The sequence below is a fragment of the Streptomyces sp. NPDC097595 genome (genome assembly GCF_044761525.1).
Classification (GTDB): Bacteria; Actinomycetota; Actinomycetes; order Streptomycetales; family Streptomycetaceae; genus Streptomyces; species Streptomyces drozdowiczii_A.
In genome coordinates, this window is record NZ_JBIWCN010000001.1 from 592,901 (window position 1) to 615,022 (window position 22,122).

Annotated in this window: 20 protein-coding genes and 1 pseudogene; 15 read left to right on the forward strand and 6 right to left on the reverse strand. The window is 71.9% G+C overall.

Going from position 1 to position 22,122, the window contains the following annotated elements:
- Positions 1 to 2 precede the first annotated feature (2 nt).
- The 4 genes from ACIQZN_RS02530 to ACIQZN_RS02545 are packed head-to-tail and all read left to right on the forward strand — an operon-like array spanning position 3 to position 2,452.
- Positions 3 to 218: an MbtH family protein gene (locus tag ACIQZN_RS02530; RefSeq protein ID WP_355936993.1), complete on the forward strand. Its 216-nt coding sequence runs from the start codon at positions 3 to 5 to the stop codon at positions 216 to 218.
- A 10-nt stretch (positions 219 to 228) separates the two neighbouring features.
- Positions 229 to 1,482, forward strand: coding sequence for a cytochrome P450 (locus ACIQZN_RS02535; protein WP_403987291.1), 1,254 nt, complete (start codon positions 229 to 231; stop codon positions 1,480 to 1,482).
- Positions 1,483 to 1,508: 26 nt separating this feature from the next.
- Complete coding sequence (locus ACIQZN_RS02540; RefSeq protein ID WP_403987294.1) at positions 1,509 to 2,252, forward strand: SRPBCC domain-containing protein; 744 nt, start codon at positions 1,509 to 1,511, stop codon at positions 2,250 to 2,252.
- Positions 2,252 to 2,452: a hypothetical protein gene (locus ACIQZN_RS02545; RefSeq protein ID WP_403987297.1), complete on the forward strand. Its 201-nt coding sequence runs from the start codon at positions 2,252 to 2,254 to the stop codon at positions 2,450 to 2,452. The genes ACIQZN_RS02540 and ACIQZN_RS02545 overlap by 1 nt, the downstream gene beginning before the upstream one ends.
- 56 nt (positions 2,453 to 2,508) lie before the next feature.
- On the opposite strand, the gene ACIQZN_RS02550 is transcribed toward ACIQZN_RS02545, so the two are convergent.
- Positions 2,509 to 4,938, reverse strand: a complete 2,430-nt coding sequence (locus tag ACIQZN_RS02550) for a glycoside hydrolase family 32 protein (protein ID WP_403987300.1) — start codon at positions 4,936 to 4,938, stop codon at positions 2,509 to 2,511.
- Positions 4,939 to 5,395: 457 nt separating this feature from the next.
- Between ACIQZN_RS02550 and ACIQZN_RS02555 the strand changes: the two genes are divergently transcribed.
- The 8 genes from ACIQZN_RS02555 (at position 5,396) to ACIQZN_RS02590 (ending at position 13,814) form a co-directional block, all read left to right on the forward strand.
- A complete protein-coding gene (locus ACIQZN_RS02555; RefSeq protein ID WP_403987302.1) occupies positions 5,396 to 6,400 on the forward strand; it encodes a sugar ABC transporter substrate-binding protein in 1,005 nt (334 codons plus the stop codon).
- Positions 6,401 to 6,405: 5 nt separating this feature from the next.
- A complete protein-coding gene (locus tag ACIQZN_RS02560; protein WP_403987304.1) occupies positions 6,406 to 7,407 on the forward strand; it encodes an ABC transporter permease in 1,002 nt (333 codons plus the stop codon).
- Complete coding sequence (locus ACIQZN_RS02565; RefSeq protein WP_403987307.1) at positions 7,404 to 8,258, forward strand: ATP-binding cassette domain-containing protein; 855 nt, start codon at positions 7,404 to 7,406, stop codon at positions 8,256 to 8,258. The genes ACIQZN_RS02560 and ACIQZN_RS02565 overlap by 4 nt, the downstream gene beginning before the upstream one ends.
- Before the next feature lie 100 nt (positions 8,259 to 8,358).
- The gene (locus ACIQZN_RS02570; protein ID WP_403987310.1) at positions 8,359 to 9,393 is read left to right on the forward strand and encodes a LacI family DNA-binding transcriptional regulator; all 1,035 of its coding nucleotides are present in this window, start codon (positions 8,359 to 8,361) and stop codon (positions 9,391 to 9,393) included.
- 129 nt (positions 9,394 to 9,522) lie between these two features.
- The gene (locus ACIQZN_RS02575) at positions 9,523 to 10,470 is read left to right on the forward strand and encodes a carbohydrate kinase (protein ID WP_403987313.1); all 948 of its coding nucleotides are present in this window, start codon (positions 9,523 to 9,525) and stop codon (positions 10,468 to 10,470) included.
- A gap of 47 nt (positions 10,471 to 10,517) precedes the next feature.
- Entirely contained in the window at positions 10,518 to 11,735 is a 1,218-nt protein-coding gene (locus tag ACIQZN_RS02580) for an ROK family protein (protein ID WP_403987316.1), read from the forward strand.
- The gene (locus ACIQZN_RS02585; RefSeq protein ID WP_403987319.1) at positions 11,732 to 12,469 is read left to right on the forward strand and encodes an SDR family oxidoreductase; all 738 of its coding nucleotides are present in this window, start codon (positions 11,732 to 11,734) and stop codon (positions 12,467 to 12,469) included. The genes ACIQZN_RS02580 and ACIQZN_RS02585 overlap by 4 nt, the downstream gene beginning before the upstream one ends.
- 91 nt (positions 12,470 to 12,560) lie before the next feature.
- Complete coding sequence (locus tag ACIQZN_RS02590; protein ID WP_403987322.1) at positions 12,561 to 13,814, forward strand: glycosyltransferase; 1,254 nt, start codon at positions 12,561 to 12,563, stop codon at positions 13,812 to 13,814.
- A gap of 19 nt (positions 13,815 to 13,833) precedes the next feature.
- Here ACIQZN_RS02590 and ACIQZN_RS02595 read toward each other — a convergent pair whose 3' ends face one another.
- The 4 genes and pseudogenes from ACIQZN_RS02595 to ACIQZN_RS02610 form a co-directional block, all read right to left on the reverse strand.
- Entirely contained in the window at positions 13,834 to 14,637 is an 804-nt protein-coding gene (locus ACIQZN_RS02595; protein ID WP_403987325.1) for a SigB/SigF/SigG family RNA polymerase sigma factor, read from the reverse strand.
- A 159-nt stretch (positions 14,638 to 14,796) separates the two neighbouring features.
- A pseudogene (locus ACIQZN_RS02600) lies at positions 14,797 to 15,553 on the reverse strand (VOC family protein).
- Between the two features lie 179 nt (positions 15,554 to 15,732).
- Positions 15,733 to 16,203 (reverse strand): DUF5709 domain-containing protein, encoded by a 471-nt coding sequence (locus ACIQZN_RS02605; protein ID WP_403987328.1) that lies wholly within the window; start codon positions 16,201 to 16,203, stop codon positions 15,733 to 15,735.
- Between the two features lie 181 nt (positions 16,204 to 16,384).
- The gene (locus ACIQZN_RS02610) at positions 16,385 to 18,592 is read right to left on the reverse strand and encodes a catalase (RefSeq protein ID WP_403987331.1); all 2,208 of its coding nucleotides are present in this window, start codon (positions 18,590 to 18,592) and stop codon (positions 16,385 to 16,387) included.
- Positions 18,593 to 18,922: 330 nt separating this feature from the next.
- Here ACIQZN_RS02610 and ACIQZN_RS02615 point away from each other — a divergent pair, with 330 nt between their 5' ends.
- Both ACIQZN_RS02615 and ACIQZN_RS02620 read left to right on the forward strand, forming a co-directional pair.
- A complete protein-coding gene (locus ACIQZN_RS02615; protein WP_403987396.1) occupies positions 18,923 to 19,285 on the forward strand; it encodes a YrdB family protein in 363 nt (120 codons plus the stop codon).
- A gap of 176 nt (positions 19,286 to 19,461) precedes the next feature.
- Positions 19,462 to 20,295 (forward strand): class II glutamine amidotransferase, encoded by an 834-nt coding sequence (locus ACIQZN_RS02620; RefSeq protein ID WP_403987334.1) that lies wholly within the window; start codon positions 19,462 to 19,464, stop codon positions 20,293 to 20,295.
- A 43-nt stretch (positions 20,296 to 20,338) separates the two neighbouring features.
- On the opposite strand, the gene ACIQZN_RS02625 is transcribed toward ACIQZN_RS02620, so the two are convergent.
- Positions 20,339 to 20,896, reverse strand: coding sequence for a type 1 glutamine amidotransferase domain-containing protein (locus ACIQZN_RS02625; protein WP_403987337.1), 558 nt, complete (start codon positions 20,894 to 20,896; stop codon positions 20,339 to 20,341).
- 164 nt (positions 20,897 to 21,060) lie between these two features.
- Here ACIQZN_RS02625 and ACIQZN_RS02630 point away from each other — a divergent pair, with 164 nt between their 5' ends.
- Positions 21,061 to 22,026 carry an iron-containing redox enzyme family protein gene (locus ACIQZN_RS02630; protein WP_403987340.1) on the forward strand — a complete coding sequence of 322 codons (966 nt, stop codon included), beginning with the start codon at positions 21,061 to 21,063 and terminating at the stop codon, positions 22,024 to 22,026.
- The last annotated feature ends 96 nt before the right edge of the window (positions 22,027 to 22,122 follow it).

The following is a 22,122-nucleotide window of genomic DNA, read 5'->3' on the forward strand; positions in this document are numbered from 1 at the left end:
CCATGACCAACCCCTTCGACGACCAGGACGGCACCTTCCTCGTCCTCGTCAACGACGAGAACCAGCACTCGCTCTGGCCGCAGTTCGCCGACGTCCCCGCCGGCTGGACCGTCGCCCACGGCCCCGACACCCATGCCGCCTGCCTGGAGCACATCGAGCGGAACTGGACCGACATGCGGCCCAAGAGCCTCGCCGACGCCATGGACACCCAGCGGTAGCGGGGCCGACATGACCTCCACCGACTCCCTGGCCGGGGCCCGCGACACCGCGGGCCCCGCCCCGGTCCGCGACCTCGGCGCCGCCCTGCTCACCCCCGAGGCCCGGCGCGACCCCTACCCGCTCTACGCCCGCATGCGGCGCGAGGACCCGGTCCACCGCAGCCCCCAGGGCGTCTGGTACCTCACCCGGTACGCCGACGTCGAGGCGGCCCTCGGCGACCTGCGGCTGTCCAACGACCGGGACAGGATGACGAGGGCCTACACCGCGCTCGGCGGCGACCTCAAGGAGTTCAGCCGGCTCACCGACCGCCTCGGCCGGGTCATGAGCAACACCGACCCGCCGGACCACGCCCGGCTCCGCAAGCTCGCCAACCGGGCCTTCACCGCCCGCCGCGTCGAGGCCCTGCGCGACCGCGTCCAGCACCTCGTGGACCGGCTCATCGACGCGGCGGTCGCCGCCGGGCCGGAGATGGAGCTGATCGAGGCGGTCGCCTCGCCGCTGCCCATGTCCGTGGTCTGCGAGCTCTTCGGCATCCCCGAGGAGGACCGGCCACGGGTCAAGGACTGGTTCCGCCGCTTCGGCCGGCTGAGCGAGGACCTGGCCAAGTCCGAGGCGGCGATCGACGAGTACGAGGACTACCTGGCCGGGCTCATCCGGCAGCGCCGGCGCGAACCGGGCGACGACCTGGTCAGCGCCCTGGTCGCCACCCAGACGCACGACGACCGGCTCACGGACTCCGAACTCCTCTCCACCTGCTTCGTCCTCATCACCGCGGGCGACGAGACCACCACGCACCTCATCACCAACGGTGTGCACGCCCTGCTGCGCCACCCGGACCAGCTGGCCCGGCTGCGCGAGGACCCCGGCCTCATGCGCGGCGCCGTCGAGGAGCTGGCCCGCTACGACACGGTGACCCAGGCGATCGTCAGGGTCGTCGCGCAGGACCTGGAGATCGGCGGACGGACCCTGCGCGAGGGCGAGTTGGCGTACCTCTTCCTCGGCGCCACCAATCGCGACCCCGAGCGCTTCGAGGACCCCGACCGGCTCGACCTGACCCGCCCCGGCAACCGTCACCTCAGCTTCGGCCACGGCCCCCACTTCTGCCTCGGCGGCCCGCTCGCCCGGCTCCAGACGGAGGTGGCCGTCGGCACGTTGGTGCGCCGGCTGCCGGGACTGCGGCTCGCCGCGGGAGCCGAGCCGGACTGGCGGCCCAACCCGCTGCAACGAAGGCTGCACGCCCTCCCGCTCACCTACCGACCATGAACGACGACGAAGGAACAGCACCGACCATGGCCCGAGAATTCCAGGTCCGCAGGCAGCAGGACCTGCCCGTCGCCCCCCAGCAGGTCTGGGACGCGGTCGCCACCGCCGCCGGCAACCTCGGCTGGCTCTACCCCATGGAGATCGAACCGCGCGTCGGCGGAAAGGTCACCCGGGGCGACGCCACCGTCGTGACCTGGGAGCCGCCTCACCACCTCGCGCTGAGGGCCACCCAGGACGGCGGTTTCTCCAACACACTCAGCTACCGCGTGGAGCCGGCCGACGACGGCACGAGCCACCTCCGCATGGGCATCCACTGGGTGCACACGGGCATCGTGGACGACGCCTGGAACTGGGACGCCAAGACGGACGTGGCCGAGAAGTACGTCGACTTCCACCAGCACGCCCTGACCGAATACCTCCGCCATTTCGCCGGACGCCCCGCCGTGTATGTACAGGCCCATCGCCCCGAACCGACCGCCGACCCGGCCGACTTCGCCGCCCTGCGGCGCCGTCTCGGCCTCGCCGACGACGCGGCAGTCGGCGACCGGCTCACCCTCCTGGCCCCCGAGCCGGTGGAGGTGACCGTCGACTGGCTCAGCCCCGACTTCGTCGGCCTGCGCGGCCCGGACGCCCTGTACCGGTTCTTCGACGGCAGCACGTGGAACGTACCGATCCGGCTCGCCCACCACCTGTTCGCCGAGGACGCCGACGAGCAGCGGGCCACCGGAATGTGGTCGGCGTGGCTCAACGAGCCCTCCCGGGAGCGCTGATGGAGACCTCCACGCAGACCCTGCTGTTCGCCGCCGAACTCATCGAGGACAACGGCGCCTACACCCTCGTCGTGGAGGACGTGAACAAGGGCACCGTCCAGTCCACACCGGTCCCCAAGGCGATGGTCGACAAACTCCCGGTCTTCCTCGCCGCACTTACCGCCCGACTCGGCCCGGAACAGCCGCGCCGAGGCTGGTGAGCCCGGCGCGACCGGGCCCCCGGCGGGTGTGCCGGGGGCCCGGTCCGGGGGAGTGGTCAGCTGATCCTCAGGTGCTGGGCGACGACGTTCCCGTTGTAGGCGTTCACCCCGAACCGGCCGCTGCGGTAGGTGGCGTCGGTGGTGTCGATGACCGGTGTGGCGTCGTCGCCGAGCCACACCCGTATCCGGTCACCGTCCGTCCGTACCTTCACGTGGTAGGTCCGGCCCTCGGTGATGGCGGTGTCGTGGGTGGCCAGGTCCTTGCCGGGCCGCCACAGTTTCACCTGGCCCTTGGTGTCGAGCGTGGCGGTGTACCCCTGGCCCTTCTCGTCGGCCCGGAAGGTCAGACCGGTCGCGGCGCCATTGGTGACGGAGAGGTCGCCCTCGTACGTGAAGTCCTCACCCGTCCGCTCGCTCAGATAAAAGCCGTCCCCCGGGGAGCTGCCGTGCAGACCATCGGTGGACGTGGTCCAAGTACCGCCAGTGGGAGCCCACTTGGCAGCGGGGAAGGCGTCGAACCCGGTACCGCCCGTGTTCAGGTTCTGGAGCGTCGCGGTGCCGTTGAAGACGTTCGCGCCGTACCGCCCGTCGGCATACGCGTCGTCGGTCGCGTCGATGACGGGGTCGGTGCCGTTGTCCAGGAAGACCCGGATGCGGTCGCCCTCGGTGGTCACCTTGAGGTGGTGGGTGCTGTCCGCCGTGACGGGGGTGTTGTACGTGGCGATGTCCCGGCCGGGCCGCCACAGTTTGACCTTGCCCTCCTTGTCGATGTTGGCGGTGTATCCCTCACCCTTGTCGTTGGCGCGGAAGGTGAGGCCGGCCGCCTGGGCGGTGCCCAGGGACACGTCGCCCTCGTAGACGCCGTCGCCGGCCGTCCGCGTACTGAGGTAGAAGCCGTTGCCGGAGCCCCGGCCCTGCTTTCCGCCCGACACATCGGTCCAGTTGCCGCTGACGGCGTTCCACCGGTCGCCCAGGTCGGTGTTCAGCGTCGACTGGCCCGTGCCCCAGCTGGAGTTGAGCCGGCGGAGGACGGCACTGTCCAGCTTGGCCGTGCCGCCCTCGGCGTACAGCCGGATGCCCTGGCTGTCGGCGCCGGAGTCGAAGTTGACGTTGTCCGAGAGGGAGTACGTGCCGCCGTCTGCGAAGACCTCCAGCTGGCCGCGGTCCACCAGCAGGCGCAGCTTCAGCTTGCCGTTCTCCAGGCCGACCGGATGGCCGTCCAGGGTGCCCGCCGACTTGTCGTAGACCACCGTGCGGTCGGCGGTGTTGTCGCTGCGGACGTGCAGGCCGAACGCGATCCGCCGCGCCGTCGACTTGCTCACGTCGACCGTGGCGCTGATCTCGTACGTGTCGGCCCGGACGCCCTTGAAGGGGTTGGCGCCGCCCTCCTTGACGTTCTGCTTCTTGAGCTTCTTGCCGCCGGAGGCGAGGGACGACAGCTCGTCCACCGGTGTACGGGTGATGCGCAGCCCCTCCGGCGTGCTGACCAGGCCGAGCTCCGAGGGGAAGGTGGCGTTGCCGGTCCAGGTGCTGCCGACGTTGCCGCCCTGCCAGGCCATCTGGACGACGCGCCCGTCCGGGGCGTTCTGGAAGGTCTCGGCCGCGTAGAACGTACCGCCCGCGTAGGCGCTGCCGAAGTCCATCGGCCGGGGGGTGGGGTCGTCCGCGTGGAAACCCGTGCCGTCGAAGTCACCCACCACGTACTGGCCGGACGCGCTGGTCAGCACCCACTTCTTGCGGTTCGGGTCGCCGTCGACCGGCACCTGGAACAGGTCCGGGCACTCGAAGAGCCACTCCGCGGAGTACCGGCTGGAGTGCGTCCAGTCGAGCAGGTTGGGCGAGGTGTAGATCTCGACGCCGTTGCCGTGGTTGTCGCCGTCGTTCTCCGACCACACCACCATGACCCACTGCCGGTGCGCGGCGTCCCAGCTCACCTTCGGGTCGCGGCTCTGGACCGGGATGGTGATGCGCTTGCGGCCCTTGTCGTACGCCTGGAACGTCTTCCCGTTGTCATTGCTGTAGTAGACGCTGACGCCATCGGTGTTGGCGAAGACCACGATGGGGTCGTCGGCACCCGTCTTCAGGCCCGAGGTGTTGTCCTTGTCGACCACACCGCCGCCGGAGAACAGCGTGCCCGGGTGCACGTCCGGCTCCAGGGCGATCGGCTTCTGCGTCCAGTGGACCAGGTCCTTGCTGGTCGCGTGGCCCCAGTGCATGGTGTCCCAGGCCAGCCCGTGCGGGTTGTGCTGGTAGAAGAAGTGGTACTCGCCGTTGGCGTACACCAGGCCGTTCGGGTCGTTCATCCAGCCCTGCTGGGAGCTGAAGTGGAACTGCCCGCGATAGGGCTCGGTGTACGTCGTGGGCTGGTAGGGGAACTCGGGGTAGTTCCACACCTCGCCCGCGGAGGCCGGCGAGGCCGACAGCAGGGGGGTCAGGCCGAGCGCCAGGGCGATCACCAACGCCTGGGCTCTGCGGCGTACACGCATATCTCTCGCTCCGGTTCTGCCGCGACACGAGTGTCGAAGCGGCTGTGGCGTGGGGGCCAGCGGCGATGTCAACGCTGACACGGTGAATCGCGACCGATGATGTGTGGCCGGTATCCGACCGTCAACACACCGGACACAAGGCGGAATTAATCCGGTCCCCGGTGCGGGACGGCCGGATGATGCCGGATGCGCCGATCGCGAGTTTTTCCGGGGCGCGTTTGTTGCTGTTGAGACCGTTTTCGGGGTCGGAGCACCCAGGGGTCGGGCGGGCTGTACCCCTGGGCCTCCCGGGCCTTGCCGGAATTATCGGCGGCTTCTCCATTGACGGCGGGCGTGCGGCCGTCCAACATCCTCCGTACGAGCCGCTGTCAGCGTTGACATTCCTTCCGCCGGGGCGGCTCGGCCCGAGGCCGCCATGGCCCACGCGTTCCGCAATCCCTTCGCACGAGGAGCCGACATGCCCCGAAGAGTACTTTTCGCCGCCACCATGACCGTCACCGTATGCGCTCTCACGCTTACGGGGTGTGGCTCGGGCTCCGGCTCATCCGGCAAGGACGGCGGCAAGGTGAAGGTCGGCCTGATCACCAAGACCGACACCAACCCGTTCTTCGTCAAGATGCGCGAGGGCGCCCAGAAGGAGGCCAAGAAGAAGGGGGTCGAGCTCACCACGGCCGCCGGCAAGTACGACGGTGACAACGGTGGACAGGTCACCGCACTGGAGAACATGGTCTCCGCCGGCGTCAAGGGCATCCTGATCACCCCCAACGACTCCAAGGCCATCGTGCCCGCGCTGGAGAAGGCCCGCGCCAAGGGCGTCCTGGTCATCGCACTCGACACCCCGCCCGAGCCCCAGTCCGCCGCCGACGCCCTGTTCGCCACCGACAACGTCAAGGCGGGCAAGCTCATCGGCGCCTATGCCAAGGCCGCCATGCAGGGCAAGGAGGCCAAGATCGCCACCATGGACCTGTCGCCCGGCGTCTCCGTCGGTGTCCAGCGCCACCAGGGGTTCATGGAGGGCTACGGCATCACAGACAAGGACCCCGCCCTGGTGTGTTCCCAGGACACCGGCGGTGACCGCGCCAAGGGTCAGACCGCCATGGAGAACTGCCTCCAGAAGGCCCCCGACATCAACCTCGTCTACGCCATCAACGAGCCGGCCGCCCTCGGCGCCTACACCGCCATCAAGGCCAAGGGCCGCGAAAAGGACGTCATGATCGTCACCATCGACGGCGGCTGCGAAGGTGTCGCAGCGGTCAAGGACGGCAGGATCGCCGCCACTTCGCAGCAGTACCCCCTCAAGATGGCCGCCGACGGAGTGGCCGCGATCGTCGACTACGCGAAGACCGGCAAGAAGGCCAGCGGCTACACCGACACGGGCGTCCAGCTGATCGCGGACCAGGCGCAGTCGGGCGTGGAATCCAAGGACGCCGGCTTCGGTCTCGACAACTGCTGGGGGAAGTAACCCCGATGACCACCTCCACCGCCTCGGCGCTGTACTCCGGCGCCAAGGAACCCAGCACGCTGCGCCGCGCCCTGATGGCGCCCGCGGCAGGCCCCCTGGGCGCCCTGGTCCTCGCCTCGGTCGTCTTCGCGCTCAGCAGCGACGAATTCCTGACCGGCGGCAACTTCTCGCTGATCCTCCAACAGGTGATGGTCGTCGGCACCCTGGCGATCGGCCAGACCCTGATCATCCTCACCGCGGGCATCGACCTGTCGGTCGGAGCCGTGATGGCCTTCGGCGGGATCGTGATGGCCAAGCTGGCTGTCAGCAGTCCACTGCCCGCGCCGCTCGCGATCCTGGCCGGCGTCCTCGTCTGCGGGGCCTTCGGACTGGCCAACGGCCTGCTCGTACGCCTCGTGCCGCTCCCGCCGTTCATCGTCACCCTGGGCATGCTCAACGTGGCCTTCGCGCTGACGCACATCTTCTCCGAGGAGCAGACCGTCACCGGCCTGCCCAGCTCGCTCACCGCGCTCGGGAAGACCTTCCCCCTGGGCACCACCGATGTCACCTACGGCTCCCTGCTGACGGTCGTCCTCTTCCTGGCCTTCGCCTACGCGCTGGGCAACACCGCCTGGGGGCAGCACGTCTACGCCCTGGGCAACAGCGCCGAGAGCGCCCGACTCAACGGCATCCGCGTCTCCCGGCTCACGATCTCCCTGTACACGGTCGCCGGTCTCGTCTACGGCATCGCGGCCCTGCTGCTGGTCTCCCGCACCGGCGTGGGCGACCCGCAGGCCGGCCAGACGGAGAACCTGGACAGCATCACCGCCGTGGTGCTCGGCGGCACCAGCCTGTTCGGCGGGCGCGGCACGGTCCTCGGCACCTTCGTCGGCGTCCTCATCGTCGGCGTCTTCCGCAACGGCCTCCAACTGCTCGGGGTCTCCTCCGTCTACCAGACCCTGGTCACCGGCGTGCTGGTGATCCTGGCCGTGACGATCGACCAGTTCTCCCGGAAGAAGGGCCGATGAACACCCTCGACAAGAGCGCGGCCCCGGACACCCCGGTGCTCAGCGCCCGCAACCTGGTCAAGCGCTACGGACACGTCACCGCCATCGACGGCGCCGACTTCGACCTGATGCCCGGCGAGGTGCTCGCCGTCATCGGGGACAACGGAGCCGGCAAGTCCAGCCTCATCAAGGCCCTGACCGGCGCGGTCGTCCCGGACTCCGGGGAGATCCGCCTGCACGGCGAGCCCATCCGCTTCAACGGCCCCCAGGACGCCCACGAGCACGGCATCGAGACCGTCTACCAGGACCTCGCCGTCGCACCGTCCATGGACATCGCGTCCAACATGTTCCTGGGCCGCGAGCTGCGGCGTACGGACCTCCTCGGGCGGGCGCTGCGGATGCTCGACAAGAAGGCCATGCGGGCCCGGGCCGCCGAGCACATGGCGGAGCTGAAGATCGGGCTCGGCTCGCTGACCCAGCCCGTCGAGACGCTCTCCGGAGGCCAGCGGCAGGCCGTCGCGGTCGCCCGGGCGGCCGCCTGGGCCAGGAGCGTCGTGGTCATGGACGAACCCACCGCAGCGCTCGGCGTCAAGGAGTCGGCCCAGGTCCTCGACCTGATCCGCCGGGTCCGCGACAAGGGCATCCCGGTCATCCTGATCAGCCACAACATGCCGCACGTCTTCGAGATCGCCGACCGCGTCCATGTGCACCGGCTGGGCCGCCGGGCGGCGGTGATCAGACCGTCGGACCACTCCATGGCGGAGGTCGTGGCGATCATGACCGGCGCCCTGCGGGTGGAGGCCGACGGGACGATGTCGGTGGCCGACCACCGCGCGGTGGACGCCGTCGGGGCCGGGCACGACGACGGCTGAATCCGGCGTCACACCCGCACCGTATTCTGTCGACCTGTCCTCGGTTGGCCGGGGCGATCACCCTCCCGGCCGAAGAGCCTCAACATGGAGAAGCCTGGCCATGGTCTCACCCCGCCGTCCGACTCTCGCCGATGTCGCCCAGGAGGTGGGCGTGAGCGCCAAGACCGTCTCCCGGGTGCTCAACGGGAACGGCCCCACATCGGAGTCGACCCGGGAGCGTGTCCTCGAAGCGGTGGGCAGGCTCGGCTTCCAGCTCAACCCGATGGCGCAGAGCATCCGAAGCGGCGGACCGGACACCACCGTCGGTCTCGTCATCCCCGACCTGGCCAACCCCTTCTTCGGCTCGGTCGCCAGTGGGATCGAGGCCACCGTCCGCGATCACGGACTGACCCTCGTCATGGGCTCGTCCGGGGACGACCCGGAGCGCGAGACGGACCTGACCCGGTCCTTCCTCGCCCGCCGGGTGAGCGCGCTGATGGTCGTGCCCTCCGTGGGCGCCGACCACAGCCACCTCAAGCGGCACCTGGCCCAGGGGCTCCCGGTCGTGTTCATCGACCGCCCGGGCCACGGCCTGCCCACCGATACGGTCGTCAGCTCCAACCGCAAGGGCGCCCGCGAGGGCACCGCGCACCTGATCGCCCACGGCCACCGCCGCATCGGGTTCATCGGCGACCTCCCCCGGGGCCTGTACACGCGCCGGGAACGCCAGGCGGGATACCGGGCGGCCCTGGCCGAGGCCGGCATCCCGTACGACCGGGCCCTGGTCGGCGAGGCGCACGACGAACACGGCGCGGCGGAGGCCCTGGCCCGGCTGCTGGCCCTCCAGAGCCCGCCCACGGCCGTGGTCAGCGGGAACAACGTCATGACGCTCGGCGCCATGGCGGAGCTCGGACGGAGCGGCGCTCCCGTCGCCGTGGTCGCCATCGACGACGTGCCGATGGCGGAACTGCTCACGCCCGCCCTCACCGTCGTCGCCCAGGACCCGGTCACCATCGGGCGCGAGGCGGGAGCCACCGCGCTGCGGCGGCTGGCGGGGGACCGGTCGCGCCCGCGCACCGTCGTCGTACAGAACAGGCTGATCCAGCGCGGCTCGGGCGAGCGCCGGTTCGCCGCCGATCAGGGGCTGCCCGCCTGAGCAGCCGGGGCGGCCCCGCGACCGCCCCGTCCCCGCGGGCCTATCACCCGCGCACCAACCACCGGAACCCGGGGGGCGGTTCGGCATGCCGTCCCGCCCACCGGCACGCACAGACAAGGAAGACCGAGCGTGATCGTAGTAGGCGGAGAAGCACTGATGGACCTGGTACCCGCGCCCGACCAGGGGCGCGCGGACGGGGGGCTGCCGCTGATGCTCCCCAGACGCGGCGGCGGCCCGTACAACACCGCCGTCGCGCTGGGACGGCTCGGAGCGCCGGTCGCGTTCTGCTCCCGCGTCTCGACCGACGCCTACGGAACCGCGCTGGTCGAGGGCCTCCAGAAGGCGGGCGTCGACACCGCGCTCGTCCAGCGCGGCCCCGAGCCCACCATGCTCGCCGTGACGGCCATCAGCGAGGAGGGCTCGGCCGCCTACACCTTCTACCACCAGGGCACGGCCGACCGGCTCTTCACGGCCCCCGGCTCCCTGCCGCCCCGGACGCAGGCCCTCGCCCTGGGCACGTGCTCCCTCGCCATCGAGCCCACGGCGAGCGCGTACGAGCACATGCTCCTGCGCGAGTCCGGCAGGGGCCTCTTCACCGCCCTCGACCCCAACATCCGGCCGAACGTCATCCCCGCCCCGGACGCCTACCGGGCCCGCTTCCGCAGCTGGCTGCCCCATCTGTCGCTGCTCAAGGTGTCGTTCGAGGACACGGTGTGGCTGTCCGGCTGCGGGGCCGACGAGGATTCGGTGCTCGACGCCGCGCGCGCCTGGGCGCGTACGGGACCGTCCGCGGTCGTCCTCACCGGCGGCGGCGCCGGGCTCTGGGCGGTCACCGCCACCGGCGACCCCGTGCACGTACCCGCCGCCGCGTGCGAGGTGGCCGACACCATCGGCGCGGGCGACACGGTCTACGCGGCGCTGCTCGACGGCCTCCACCGCAAGGACGCGCTGCGGGCGGACGCCCGGCTCACGCACGACGAGTGGCGCGAACTGCTCACCTTCGCCGCCCGGGCCGCGGCCGTCACCTGCTCCCGGCGCGGAGCGGATTCGCCCCACCGGGCCGAACTCCTCGACTGACCAGGAGCCCACCGACGTGACCGCCTCCCGAAAGGGGTGCTGACAGGATGCCGGCCCCCGAGAGCTCACCGGCGCACGCGCGCAGGAAGCCCAGCAGCAAGGAAATGGTCCTGCGGCTGGTGTCGCACCACGGCTCGGTGACCCGGGCCCAGTTGATGGACCTGAGCGGACTGCCGCGGACCACCGTGTACGACGCGGTGGCCGCCCTCGTCGACAGCGGCGCGATCACCACCGCGCTGCGGGACGAGGACGGCCGGGGCCGGGGCCGCCCGGTCGAGCGGCTGACCCTCAACCCCGGACGCGGCCAGTTCATCGGCATCGAGTTCACCCGGCGCAGCACCCGGGTGGCCCTCGCCAACGACGCCTGCCAGCTGATGGGGGTCCGCAGCGCCGAAGAGCCGAGCACGGCCGGGCGGCGGGAACGCGTCCTCACGGCCCACCGCCTCGCCGCCGCGCTGGCCGGAGGCTCCCTCGTACCCGGAACGGTCAAGGGCGTCGGGGTCGGCGTCGGCGGCCCGGGGCCCGGTGTGGAGGTGGCCCACCTGGTGCGCGAGCGCTTCGCGGCCCCGGTCCGGGTGGAGCGCGGCCACCGCCTCGCCGCGCTCGGCGAGGCCACCTGGGGCGCGGCGGCGGGCGAGCCGGACCTGCTGTCCGTCTCCCTGTCCCGCGAGGTCGGGGGCGGGCTGATCCAGTCCGGAGCGCTGGTGCGCGGCCCCTACGCCACCGCGGGCGAGCTCGGCCATGTGAACGTCGAGCGCGAGGGCGGGAGACCTTGCCACTGCGGCGGACACGGCTGTCTGGACACCGTCGCCTCCAGCCGGGCGGTCCTCGACCGGTACCACGCCTGCGGCGGACTGGCGGCCGGCATCGCCGACCTGGCCGTGGCGGCCCGCGACGCCGACGAGGCGGCCCGCCGGGTCCTGGCCGAGACGGGGCGCGCCGTGGGCGGTGTCCTGGCCGCACTCGCGAACACCTTCGCTCCCGCCGTCATCGTGGTCGGCGGCGAGCTGACCCGCACCGGGGCGGCCCTGATGGACCCGCTGAAGCACGAGCTGAACGAGCTGGTCGTGCCCGCCGTACGCGCCCACATCAGCCTGCGGGCGGCCACCCTGGGCACGACCGCGACCGCCTGCGGAGCCGTGGCCCTGGTGGCCGGCACGACGGGCGCGCGCACGGCCTCGCGATCCGTGGACGCGCCCGCCCCCGACGATCTAGCGTCGGGGGCGACCGCAACGGCGCAGCACCGGAATACGGGGAGATCATGACCAACGGCAACAACACGCCCACCAGCGGCACCGAGTCGCCCGTCACCTTCATCACCGGCGGGTCCAGCGGGATCGGCGCGGAGACCGTACGACGGCTCCTCGGCCTCGGGCACCGGGTCGCCGCGACCGGGCGCAGCGCGAAGAAGCTGGCCGTGCTGGCCGAGGACATGGACGCGGGCGAGCGGCTGCTGACCTTCGAGGGGGACGCGGGGGACTGGGAGCAGGTGTCGGCGGCGGTCGAGGAGACCGTGCGCACCTTCGGCCGGCTCGACCACGCCATCGCCAACGCCGGGTACTCGGCCGACGCCCACGTCGAGACCGGCGACCCCGAGAAGTGGCGCGGCATGGTCCTGACGAACGTGCTGGGCCCCGCGCTGCTCGTCAAGGCGGCGCTCCCGGCGCTGAAGGAGTCGCAGGGGCGGATCGTGCTCATCGGCAGCGTGGCCGGGTACAAGAACACGCCCGGCAACCTGTACTCGATGACCAAGTGGGCGGTGACCGGTCTCGCGGAGAACGTACGCATGCTGACCACCGGATACGGCGTCGGTACGACGCTGATCGCACCGGGCCGGGTGCTCACCCCGTTCTGGGACGAGCGCCCCGGCGGCGCGGCAGCGGCCGGCCCGATGATCACCGCCGAGCAACTGGTGGACACGCTCGTCTGGGCCATCTCGCAGCCGCGCGGCGTGGACGTGAACACGCTGGTGGTCCGGCCGATCGGCCAGTCGAACTGACGCGATTCATTCCAACGGCAGACGCGGAGGTGCGCCCCCGGCCCGCTGCGGCAGGATCGAACGGAGACCGACTCACGAAGGAGGTCACGCGATGACGGAGCCCACTCCGCGATTCGCCCGGATAGCCCTGGTGTCCGCGCACACGGGGCCGCTCCCGCAACCGGACGGTCCCGACCTCGACGGACAGAGCGTGTATGTGGCCCAGCTGGCCGGATGCCTGGCCGGGCGGGGACACGACGTCACCGTCTACACCCGCCGTGACCGCCCCGACCGCCCGACGCTGGTGCGCACCGCGTCGGGCGTGAAGGTCGTCCACGTACCGGCCGGCCCGCCCGTTCCCGTACCGAGGGACGAACTGCTCACGTGGATGCCGGAGTTCGGGGCGTATCTGGCCCGGATCTGGCGGCTCAACCGGCCCGACGTCGTCCACGCGCACTTCTGGACGTCCGGCGCGGCCGCCCTGACCGGCGCCAGGGGCGCGGGTATCCCCGTCGTCCAGACCTTCCACACGCTCGGCACGACGGAACGGCGTCACCGGGGCGGCGAGGACGCCGGCCCGCCCGAGCGCGTCGACATCGAGAGCCGGATCGGCCGTGCGGTCCAGCACACCCTCGCGACCTGCGCGGACGAGGTGAACGAGCTGGTGGCGCTCGGCGTCCCCCGGGCCCGGATCAGCGTCGTGCCCTGCGGTGTCGACACCGGGCACTACGCCCCGGTGCCCCTCGCCGACCGGCCGCCCGGTGCCGCCTTCCGGCTGCTGTCCGTCGGCCGGCTCGACCCCCGGCAGGGGTTCGACCGGGCCGTCAGGGCGCTCGCCGGCATCCCCGGCACGGAACTGCTCATCGCCGGTGGACCGGACGCACCGCTCCTCTTCGCGGACCCGGAGGCCGAGCGCCTGCGTAAAGCGGCCCTCCGGCACGGGGTGGCCGAGCGGGTGCGGCTGCTCGGCCACGTACCGCGGGGCCTGATGCCGCACCTCATGTCCAGCGCGGACCTGCTCGTGTCCCTGCCGGACCACGCGCCGTCCGCCCGCGTCCCCATCGAGGCGATGGCCTGCGGCACCCCGGTCGTGGCCACGGCCGTCGGCGCGCAGATGGACGCGGTCGTCGACGGAGTCACCGGGACGCTCGTGCCGCCCGCCGAGGACGACGCGCACGACCTCGCCATGACGATCCGGGGCCTGCTCGGCGACCCCGCCCGACTCGCCCGCTACGGGGCGGCCGCCCGCGCCCACGCGCTCGCGCGGTTCGCTTGGGACGAGGTGACGGACGGCGTCTGCCGCGTCTACGGGGACATCGCCCATACCCCCGGGGTCCGGGAGACGGGCCGGCTGAGCCCGGCCTGATCCAGGAACGGGCGGCTTCCTACGCCGCCCGACCGGCCTCCTGGAGGGCCTGCCTGCGCACCTCCGCGCAGCACTGGGCGATCAGCCGGGAGACGTGCATCTGCGAGAGGCCGAGCGTCTCGGCGATCCGGTCCTGGGTCATGTCGCGGAAGAACCGCAGGTAGAGGATGGTGCGCTCGCGCTCCGGCAGGCTGCGCAGCCCCGGCTTCACGGCCTCGCGGTCGACGGCCACGTCCAGGGCGTGGTCGTACAGCCCCAGGGTGTCGGCGAGGCAGGACCCGTCCTCGGCCCTGGGCATCTCGGCGTCCAGCGACAGCGTGCGGTAGCTGTCCAGGGCCTCCAGACCGGCCCGGACGTCCTCGGTGCACAGGCCGGTCACGGCCGCGATCTCCACCTCGGTCGGCAGCCGTCCGCCCAGCGTCTGGGCGAGGTCGCGGCGGGCGACCCGCACCTGGTTGCGAAGGTCCTGGACCCGGCGCGGCACATGGACGTCCCAGGTGTGGTCGCGGAAGTGGCGCTTGAGTTCGCCGACCACGGTGGGGATGGCGTACGTCTCGAACGCCTTGCCGCGCCCCGGGTCGTACCGGTCGACCGCCTTGACGAGGCCGATCGCCGCCACCTGGCGCAGATCGTCCAGCGGCTCACCGCGGTCACAGAAGCGCGAGGCCAGCCGGTGGGCCATGGGGAGCCAGGCGCAGACGGTCGCGCGCCGCAGTTCGTCCTTTTCGGGGCCCTCGGGCAGGGCCCGCAGACGGTGGAAGGCCGCCGTCTCCGCCGGTACGTCGTGGTGCCGTGCGCGGGCAGTCTGTCGGGCACCGGCCATGGTGTTCACTCCTCGGCGTCGCCTGTCAGGACCGCCGTGGGAGACTCCGCCGGACAGGCGGCACCCGGGAGCGGAGCTCCCACGGGCGCGCCTCTTGTCCGAAGCACCCCTGGCCCATTCCCGTACGGGCCCACCTCAAACATGCGGACGGCGGGCCCGTCAGCGATCGGACACGGTGAACAGCGCGCCCTCCGGATCCCGGAGCACGAACGCGGTCCCCGGCACGCCCTCCACCGGCGTCGCCTCGCCCCCGGCGGCCACCGCGGCCTCCGCCGCCCGCCCGCTGTCGGGCACCAGGAAGTCCACGATCCAGCGCGTCCGCACCCGGGGGTCCGTGGCGTTCTCCACCCCGCCGCCGCGCAGCGTCACCACGGTGTGCCCGCCCGCCCGTACGAGGACGCGGTCCTCCGCGTAATCCACGGCGCACCGGCTGTGCGGCCTCGCCCAGCCGAAGACCTCCGCGTAGAAGATGGCCGCCTCGAAGGCGTGGCGCGACTGGAGATCCACCCTGGCCGGGGCGCGCGGCCCGTCGGCCCAGACGGGCGCCGGGCCCTCCCAGAAGCCGAAGACGGCACCCTCCCGGTCGGCGGCGATCGCCGCCCGCCCCTCGCCCAGCGGCAGCGGACCCACGGCGAGCGTGGCACCGCGCTCCGATGCGGTCGGCCGTACCGTCCGCGCCCGCCACGGCGAAGTACGGAATCCAGGCGGGAGGCGGGCCACCCCCCGGGCAACCGATGCCGGCGACCGGCCTGCCGTGCGCACACGCCAGTACGAAGTCGTCGCCCAGGCTGCTGTCGTGGAACTCCCAGCCCATCACCCGGGCGTAGAAGGCCCGCGCGGCCCGCAGATCGTGGGTCGTGAGACTCACCCAGCAGGGCGCGCCCGCGACGGGTGTCTTCCAGTCCAGACTCGGCATGCGGCGCTCCTTCGCCGGGAACCCTCTAGAACGATGCGCCCGCGCCCCGGCCCGCGCACGCGCTCACCCGGCCGGTCGCACCGGATTCCACACCGGGCGGGCGCCTTCCCGTCCCCCGGCAGCGGAAACCCTCCCCGTACGCGAATGATCCGGGCGGACCGGCCGGGCGGGGCCGTGGGTCAGCCCTTCCGCCCCTGCTCCTCCTCCTCGTCCGTGGTGTACACGGCGGCCTCCTCGGCCGAGGCGGCGCCGCCGTCGATGCCCACGTCGTCGGCGTAGACGTCGGTCCGCCGGCCCGGCACCTCGTCCGCCGCGGTCAGCCGGCCGGAGCGGGTCTCGCCCTCCTCCGGCTCCAGCGGTTCGCCCTCGCCCTCGTCCAGGTCCCCGATGCCGTCGCCGTCCGGCGGTTCGACCTCCTCGACCTCCTGGGCCAGGCGCTGGTCGAGGGATTCGCCGCGGCGTTCCTCCTCGCCCGTCGTGCCGTACTTGTCGACGGCGAGGGGGCGCTCGGGAGGTGAGTAGCCCTCTTCCATCTGGTCGTCCAGGCCACGCTCGCCGAGCGCGTTCTCCAGGTCGAGATCGTCGTTGGGCGGGTCCTGGCCGTCGTCTTGCGGCTGGTAGACGTCGTCGCCACGTGCCTCTGTCGGCATGATTCGTCCTTCCGTCGGAGGCGTCATGGATGCCGGGCGGCCGCGGCCGCCCTTGGCACCCTGCGCGTGCCCTCCCGGGCACGAGGAAAACACGCCTTTTGTCACTCTATGTGCGCGGCTGGTCCGCGTCCTCCCGGGCCTGGTCGCCCTGAGTCGGCGCATCGCCTGTTCCGGCGCGGGGTCAGAGCGCGGGCGTGAAGCGGTCCCAGGCGCGGTGACCTGCGAGGAGCTCGGTGACGCCGTCCAGCACCGTGGACGCGGCCCCGCCCGCCACGACGCCCGGGGCGTCGGAGGCCACACCGGCCTTCTCCAGCACCGTCGCGCCCTCGCCGCAGGCCCCGACGGCCTTGCCGTGCCGGAACGCCTCGGTGACCAGCAGCAGGACGCGCGGGTCCACACCGGTGGACCGGGCCCCGTCGTCGGTCTTGGCGTCACGGGCCCCGTAGGCGTCCGGGGCCGGGGCGGGCGCCCCCACCAGCACGATCGCGTCGAACTCGATCGACCGGGCCGTGGCGAAGGTGCGCTGCACAGTGACCGCGTCCTTCCCGGAGCCCAGCTTCCCGCCCGAGGGCGCGATCACCAGGGGGACCATTCCGGCACCGAGGACGGCGCCGCGTGCCTCGCGTACAGCGTCCAGGCCCGTCTCCCCGTCGGTGACGATGCCGACGACGCGGCCGTCGACCGGCCAGGTGCGGCCCAGTTGGGACAGGGCGGCGCTGGGCTCGGGCGAGCCCAGCGGCTCGGTCGCCTCGGGCGCCGGGAGACCCAGCCCCTCGGCGACGCGCGCGCACAGTTCGGAGTCGATGTTGGCGAGCACCTGGAGGCCGCGCTCCTTGACCGCCTGGTCCCAGCACTTGCCGAGCTCGAAGGCGTACGCGGCGGTGATGTGCTCCCGCTCCGTGGGCGTCATGCTCAGCCAGAACAGCCGGGCCTGGCTGAAGTGGTCGTCGAACGAGGCCGCCGCGTCCCGCACCTTCCGGGCCGCCGGGACCTCGACGGGCACCTCGATATAGGCCCCGGTGTCCGCACCCGCGGTGAACGGGCAGCCGCCGTCGAGCGAGTTGGGCCGGTACGGGGCCACGCCCCGGTGCACCGCAGTCTGGTGCATCCCGTCGCGCAGCATGTCGTTGACGGGCGCGTGCGTGCGGTTGATCGGCAGCTGGGCGAAGTTGGGCCCGCCGAGCCGGGTGATCTGGGTGTCGACGTACGAGAAGAGGCGCCCCTGCATCAGCGCGTCGTTGGTGACGTCGACGCCGGGCACCAGGTGGCCGACGTGGAAGGCGACCTGCTCCGTCTCGGCGAAGTAGTTCGACGGGTTGGCGTTCAGCGTCATCAGCCCGATCGGGCGGACCGGCGCCAGCTCCTCCGGCACGATCTTCGTGGGGTCGAGCAGGTCGATGCCCTCGAACATCTGGTCCTCGGTGTCCGGGAACGTCTGCACCCCCAGCTCCCACTGGGGGAAGGCGCCCGCCTCGATCGCGTCGGCCAGGTCCCGGCGGTGGAAGTCCGGGTCCATGCCACAGGCGATCTGAGCCTCCTCCCACACCTGCGAGTGCACGCCCAGCTTCGGCTTCCAGTGGAACTTCACCAGCGTGGTCGCGCCCTCGGCGTTGACCAGCCGGAACGTGTGGACGCCGAAGCCCTCCATCATCCGGTACGAACGCGGGATGCCCCGGTCCGACATGTTCCACAGGGTGTGGTGGGTCGCCTCGGTGTGCAGGGTGACGAAGTCCCAGAACGTGTCATGGGCGCTCTGCGCCTGCGGGATCTCCCGGTCCGGGTGCGGCTTGCCCGCGTGGATGATGTCGGGGAACTTGATCGCGTCCTGGATGAAGAACACCGGGATGTTGTTGCCGACCAGGTCGAAGACGCCCTCGTCGGTGTAGAACTTCGTCGCGAAGCCCCGGGTGTCGCGCACCGTGTCGGCGGAACCGCGCGAGCCGAGCACGGTCGAGAAGCGTACGAAGACCGGGGTCTCGGCGCCCTCGGCGAGGAACGCCGCCTTGGTGATGCCCGCCGCCGCGCCGTACGCCCGGAAGACACCGTGCGCCGCCGCACCGCGCGCGTGCACCACCCGCTCCGGGATGCGCTCGTGGTCGAAGTGGGTGATCTTCTCCCGCAGGTGGTGGTCCTGGAGCAGCACCGGACCCCGGGGACCGGCCTTCAGCGAGTGATCGGTTTCGTACAGCCGGGCGCCCTGCGCGGTGGTGAGGTAGGCACCGCCCTGGGCCACCTTCTCCTGCCCGGCGCCGGTCGGCTGCCCGGTCGGACTCACGGTCTCGGGACCGCGCTGGTCCTGCTTGGGCGGCAGCGGCCCGCGCGGCTTCGTCGGCTCGTCGATCTGGGCGGGCTCGGGACCGGGAGCGCCGGGGATCTCGTTGTCGCTCACTGGATTCCAATCTCGTGGGGGGAGGAGCAGCGCCGCGCGGAGTGGTCGGCACGCGCTGGGGACGGCATCGCCCGACCACGCGTACCCCCTGGCCCACGACCGGACACCTCGGTTGAGCCATCTGGTCGGCGAGGTCGCGGCCCGGGGCCGCCGGGTCCATCCCCCACCTCGGGCCCCGACCGTGGTGCCCGCCCTCGGTGCCGTCGCCGCGCCGAGACTGTGCCGAGCAGCCTGAACTGCGTTGCCAGTAGGCTTACTTCGTACACTCACATGACAAAAAATGGGGGCTTGGTGCACGACGGACCTGCCGACAGCCAGGTGATCGCGTCGGTGACCGGGAGGCCTTGGTGGGCGGCCAACGAACTGCTCGCGTTCCTCCTGGAACTCGCAGCGGTGGCCTGCCTCTTCTGGTGGGGCTTCTCCCTGGCGGACAACCTGGCCGTCCAACTGCTCACCGGCACCGCCGTCCTCGCCGCCGCCGTCGCGCTGTGGGGTCTGTTCGCCGCACCGCGCGCCCGCTTCCGCCCACCGCTCGCGGGGGTCCTCGCGGTGAAGGCGCTGGTGCTCGGCGGGGGAGCGCTCGCGCTGTACGGGGTCGGGCATCCGGTCGCCGCAGTGGCGCTGGGTGCCGTTGTCGTGGCCAACACGGCCCTGGCTGAGACCTTCCGGCGCCGGCCCGCGCCCGCCGCCTGACCGAGGACTCGGCGTACGTGCGGTTTCCGGCGGGCGCGGCCGGGCAGCCGACACGTGAAGTCGGTAGCGTGGACATAACGACGACGACCGGGCGCCCCAGGGACCGAGGCCCGCGGAAGCACCACCGGCGCGTCCGCGCCGGTCCCTGCCCGCCGCCCGGGAAGGGACGGCCGCACATGTGCCGATGGCTGGCCTATTCCGGCACGAGTGTTGTGCTCAGCGATCTCCTCTACAAGCCGGAGCACTCGCTCATCGACCAGAGCCTGCACTCCACCATGGGCGTGGAGACGACCAACGGGGACGGCTTCGGGGTCGGTTGGTACGGGCCCGAGCAGGAGACGCCCGCGATCATCCGTGACACCGGGCCCGCCTGGAACAACCGCAATCTCCGGGAGATCGCGGGCCACATCCGCTCGCCGCTGTTCTTCGCCCATGTGCGGGCGTCCACGGGGACGGCCATTCAGGAGACCAACTGCCATCCCTTCCGGCACGGCCGCTGGATGTGGATGCACAACGGTGCCATCGCAGACTTCCACCGGCTGCGGCGCGATCTCTCGCTGGCGCTCGACCCGGCACTGTTCTCCGCCCTGGAGGGGTCCACGGACTCCGAGGTGATGTTCTACCTGGCGCTGACCTTCGGGCTCGACCAGGACGTGCCGGGCGCCGTCGCCAGGATGGCCGGGCTGATCGAGCGCGTGGGCCGCGACGAGGGCGTGGAGCACCCGCTGCAGATGACCGTCGCGGTGTCCGACGGCGAGCGGCTGTGGTCCTTCCGCTATTCGAGCCTCGGCAAGTCGCGTTCCCTGTTCTACAGCAGCAAGGCGGAGACCGTGCGCGCCCTCCACCCCGACCTGGACTTCCTGCGGGGTGTCTCCGACAGCACCCGCCTGGTGGTCTCGGAACCCCTGGGCGGGCTGCCCGGCGTGTGGAAAGAGGTCCCGGAGAGCAGTTACGGGGTCGTGCAGCCGGGCGAGGACGAGTTCCGCCCCTTCGCCCCCGAACCCGTGTGAGGGCCGCCCGGGCGGATCGCCGGGCGGCCCTCGCGGGGGTGTCTCAGCCGGCGAGCGCGGCGTCGACCTCCTTGAGGAACGGGTCCAGGTCGCCCGGGTTGCGCGAGGTGATGAGCTTCCAGCCGCCGGACTCGTCCGTCACGACCGGCTCGTCCACCCAGTCACCGCCCGCATTGCGTACGTCGGTCCGCAACGAGGCGTACGAGGTGAGGCGCTTGCCCTTGACGCTGCCGGTCTCCACCAGCACCCACGGTCCGTGGCAGATGGCCGCGATCGGGCGCCCGGAGCCGGTGAACGACCGCACGATGTCAGAGGCCGGGCCCTGGAGCCGCAGCGTGTCGGCGTTCAGCGTGCCGCCCGGTACGAGCAGCAGGTCGTAGCCGGCCGGGTCGACGTCGTCCAGCGTGAGGTCGGGGCGTACGGACGTGCCGGGGTCCTTGTCGCCGACCAGCGTCTCGATGTCGTCCTTCTTCAGGGCGGCGACATCGACCCGCACACCGCGCTCGCGCAGATGGCCGAGCGGCACGAGGAGTTCGTCCTGCTCCACGCCGTAGTTGGTGACGATGGCCAGCACCTTGCCCTTGCTGCCGTTGTCGCTCATCTTCTGCCGTCCTTCCGTCCTACAGGGAACACGCCCGGTGACGTGGCTTCCGGGTCGCAGCCTCTGGGTTCCCCGCACGGGCGCGCTCATTCATGTAGCGGCATCGGCGGCGCGCCCACATGGTGGGAGAGCGGCGTTCGAGCAGACGCACGAGGAGTGACACCATGGCCGGTCGGACGGGCGGACCCGGGCTCCCCCGGGCCCGCGGCGCGCTCTCGGCGGCGGTCACCGCCCATCTCCGGGGCGACGGCCCCCTGCCCGCCGCATCCCTGGCGGACGCGGCCGAGCCCTACGGCGACGACCTCCAGCTCGCGCTGTACGTCTGCTACGAGCTCCACTACCGGGGCTTCGAGGGCGTGGACCCGGCCCAGGAATGGGACCCCGCCCTGCTGGCGGTCAGGGCGGCCCTGGAACGCCGCTTCGAATCCGCGCTGCGCCGGGACGTCCCGCCCGGGGCCGGTCTGGACGACACCCTGGACGCGCTGCTCGTCGAGCCGGTCGACGGCACGGGCGTGTCGCACTTCCTCCAGGAACACGCCACACCGGACCGCCTGCGGGCCTACGCCGCCCAGCGCTCCCTGTACCACCTGAAGGAGGCCGACCCGCACGCCTGGGTGCTGCCCAGGCTCAGCGGGCGCGCCAAGGCGGGCATGGCCGCGATCGAGTACGACGAGTTCGGCGCCGGCCGCGCCGACCGCGTCCACGCCCGGCTCTTCGCCGACCTGATGGCGGACCTGGGCCTGGAGACGGCTTACGGCCACTACCTGGACGAGGGTCACGCCGAGATGCTGGCCCTCGTCAACCTCATGTCCCTGTTCGGCCTGCACCGGCGGCTGCGGGGCGCCCTTGTCGGACACTTCGCCGCCGTCGAGATCACCTCGTCCCCCGCCTCCCGCCGCCTCGCCCTCGCCATGAAACGGGCGGGCGCCGGACCCGCCGCCGAGTTCTTCTACACCGAACACGTGGAGGCGGACGCGGTCCACGAACAGGTCGTGCGGCACGACGTCGTACGGGGCCTGCTGGACGACGAACCCGGCCTGGAGCCGGACATCGTCTTCGGAATCGACACCACCGCCTTCCTGGAGGACCGCCTCGCGGCCCGCCTCCTGACGGACTGGGGCGCCGCCTAGGTGTTCTGTCCGAGGAGGTTGTGGACGGGTGAGTTATATCTCGGCTGAGGGATCTTGAACGGGTGAGGGCCTTCCGGGTTCGGTGTGGATTGCGAC

Coding starts and splice junctions, on each gene's coding strand:
- ACIQZN_RS02530 (WP_355936993.1), top strand. CDS start 3: ATGACCAACCCCTTCGACGACCAGGACGGCACCTTCCTCGTCCTCGTC.
- ACIQZN_RS02535 (WP_403987291.1), top strand. CDS start 229: ATGACCTCCACCGACTCCCTGGCCGGGGCCCGCGACACCGCGGGCCCC.
- ACIQZN_RS02540 (WP_403987294.1), top strand. CDS start 1,509: ATGGCCCGAGAATTCCAGGTCCGCAGGCAGCAGGACCTGCCCGTCGCC.
- ACIQZN_RS02545 (WP_403987297.1), top strand. CDS start 2,252: ATGGAGACCTCCACGCAGACCCTGCTGTTCGCCGCCGAACTCATCGAG.
- ACIQZN_RS02550 (WP_403987300.1), bottom strand. CDS start 4,938: ATGCGTGTACGCCGCAGAGCCCAGGCGTTGGTGATCGCCCTGGCGCTC.
- ACIQZN_RS02555 (WP_403987302.1), top strand. CDS start 5,396: ATGCCCCGAAGAGTACTTTTCGCCGCCACCATGACCGTCACCGTATGC.
- ACIQZN_RS02560 (WP_403987304.1), top strand. CDS start 6,406: ATGACCACCTCCACCGCCTCGGCGCTGTACTCCGGCGCCAAGGAACCC.
- ACIQZN_RS02565 (WP_403987307.1), top strand. CDS start 7,404: ATGAACACCCTCGACAAGAGCGCGGCCCCGGACACCCCGGTGCTCAGC.
- ACIQZN_RS02570 (WP_403987310.1), top strand. CDS start 8,359: ATGGTCTCACCCCGCCGTCCGACTCTCGCCGATGTCGCCCAGGAGGTG.
- ACIQZN_RS02580 (WP_403987316.1), top strand. CDS start 10,518: ATGCCGGCCCCCGAGAGCTCACCGGCGCACGCGCGCAGGAAGCCCAGC.
- ACIQZN_RS02585 (WP_403987319.1), top strand. CDS start 11,732: ATGACCAACGGCAACAACACGCCCACCAGCGGCACCGAGTCGCCCGTC.
- ACIQZN_RS02590 (WP_403987322.1), top strand. CDS start 12,561: ATGACGGAGCCCACTCCGCGATTCGCCCGGATAGCCCTGGTGTCCGCG.
- ACIQZN_RS02595 (WP_403987325.1), bottom strand. CDS start 14,637: ATGGCCGGTGCCCGACAGACTGCCCGCGCACGGCACCACGACGTACCG.
- ACIQZN_RS02605 (WP_403987328.1), bottom strand. CDS start 16,203: ATGCCGACAGAGGCACGTGGCGACGACGTCTACCAGCCGCAAGACGAC.
- ACIQZN_RS02620 (WP_403987334.1), top strand. CDS start 19,462: ATGTGCCGATGGCTGGCCTATTCCGGCACGAGTGTTGTGCTCAGCGAT.
- ACIQZN_RS02625 (WP_403987337.1), bottom strand. CDS start 20,896: ATGAGCGACAACGGCAGCAAGGGCAAGGTGCTGGCCATCGTCACCAAC.
- ACIQZN_RS02630 (WP_403987340.1), top strand. CDS start 21,061: ATGGCCGGTCGGACGGGCGGACCCGGGCTCCCCCGGGCCCGCGGCGCG.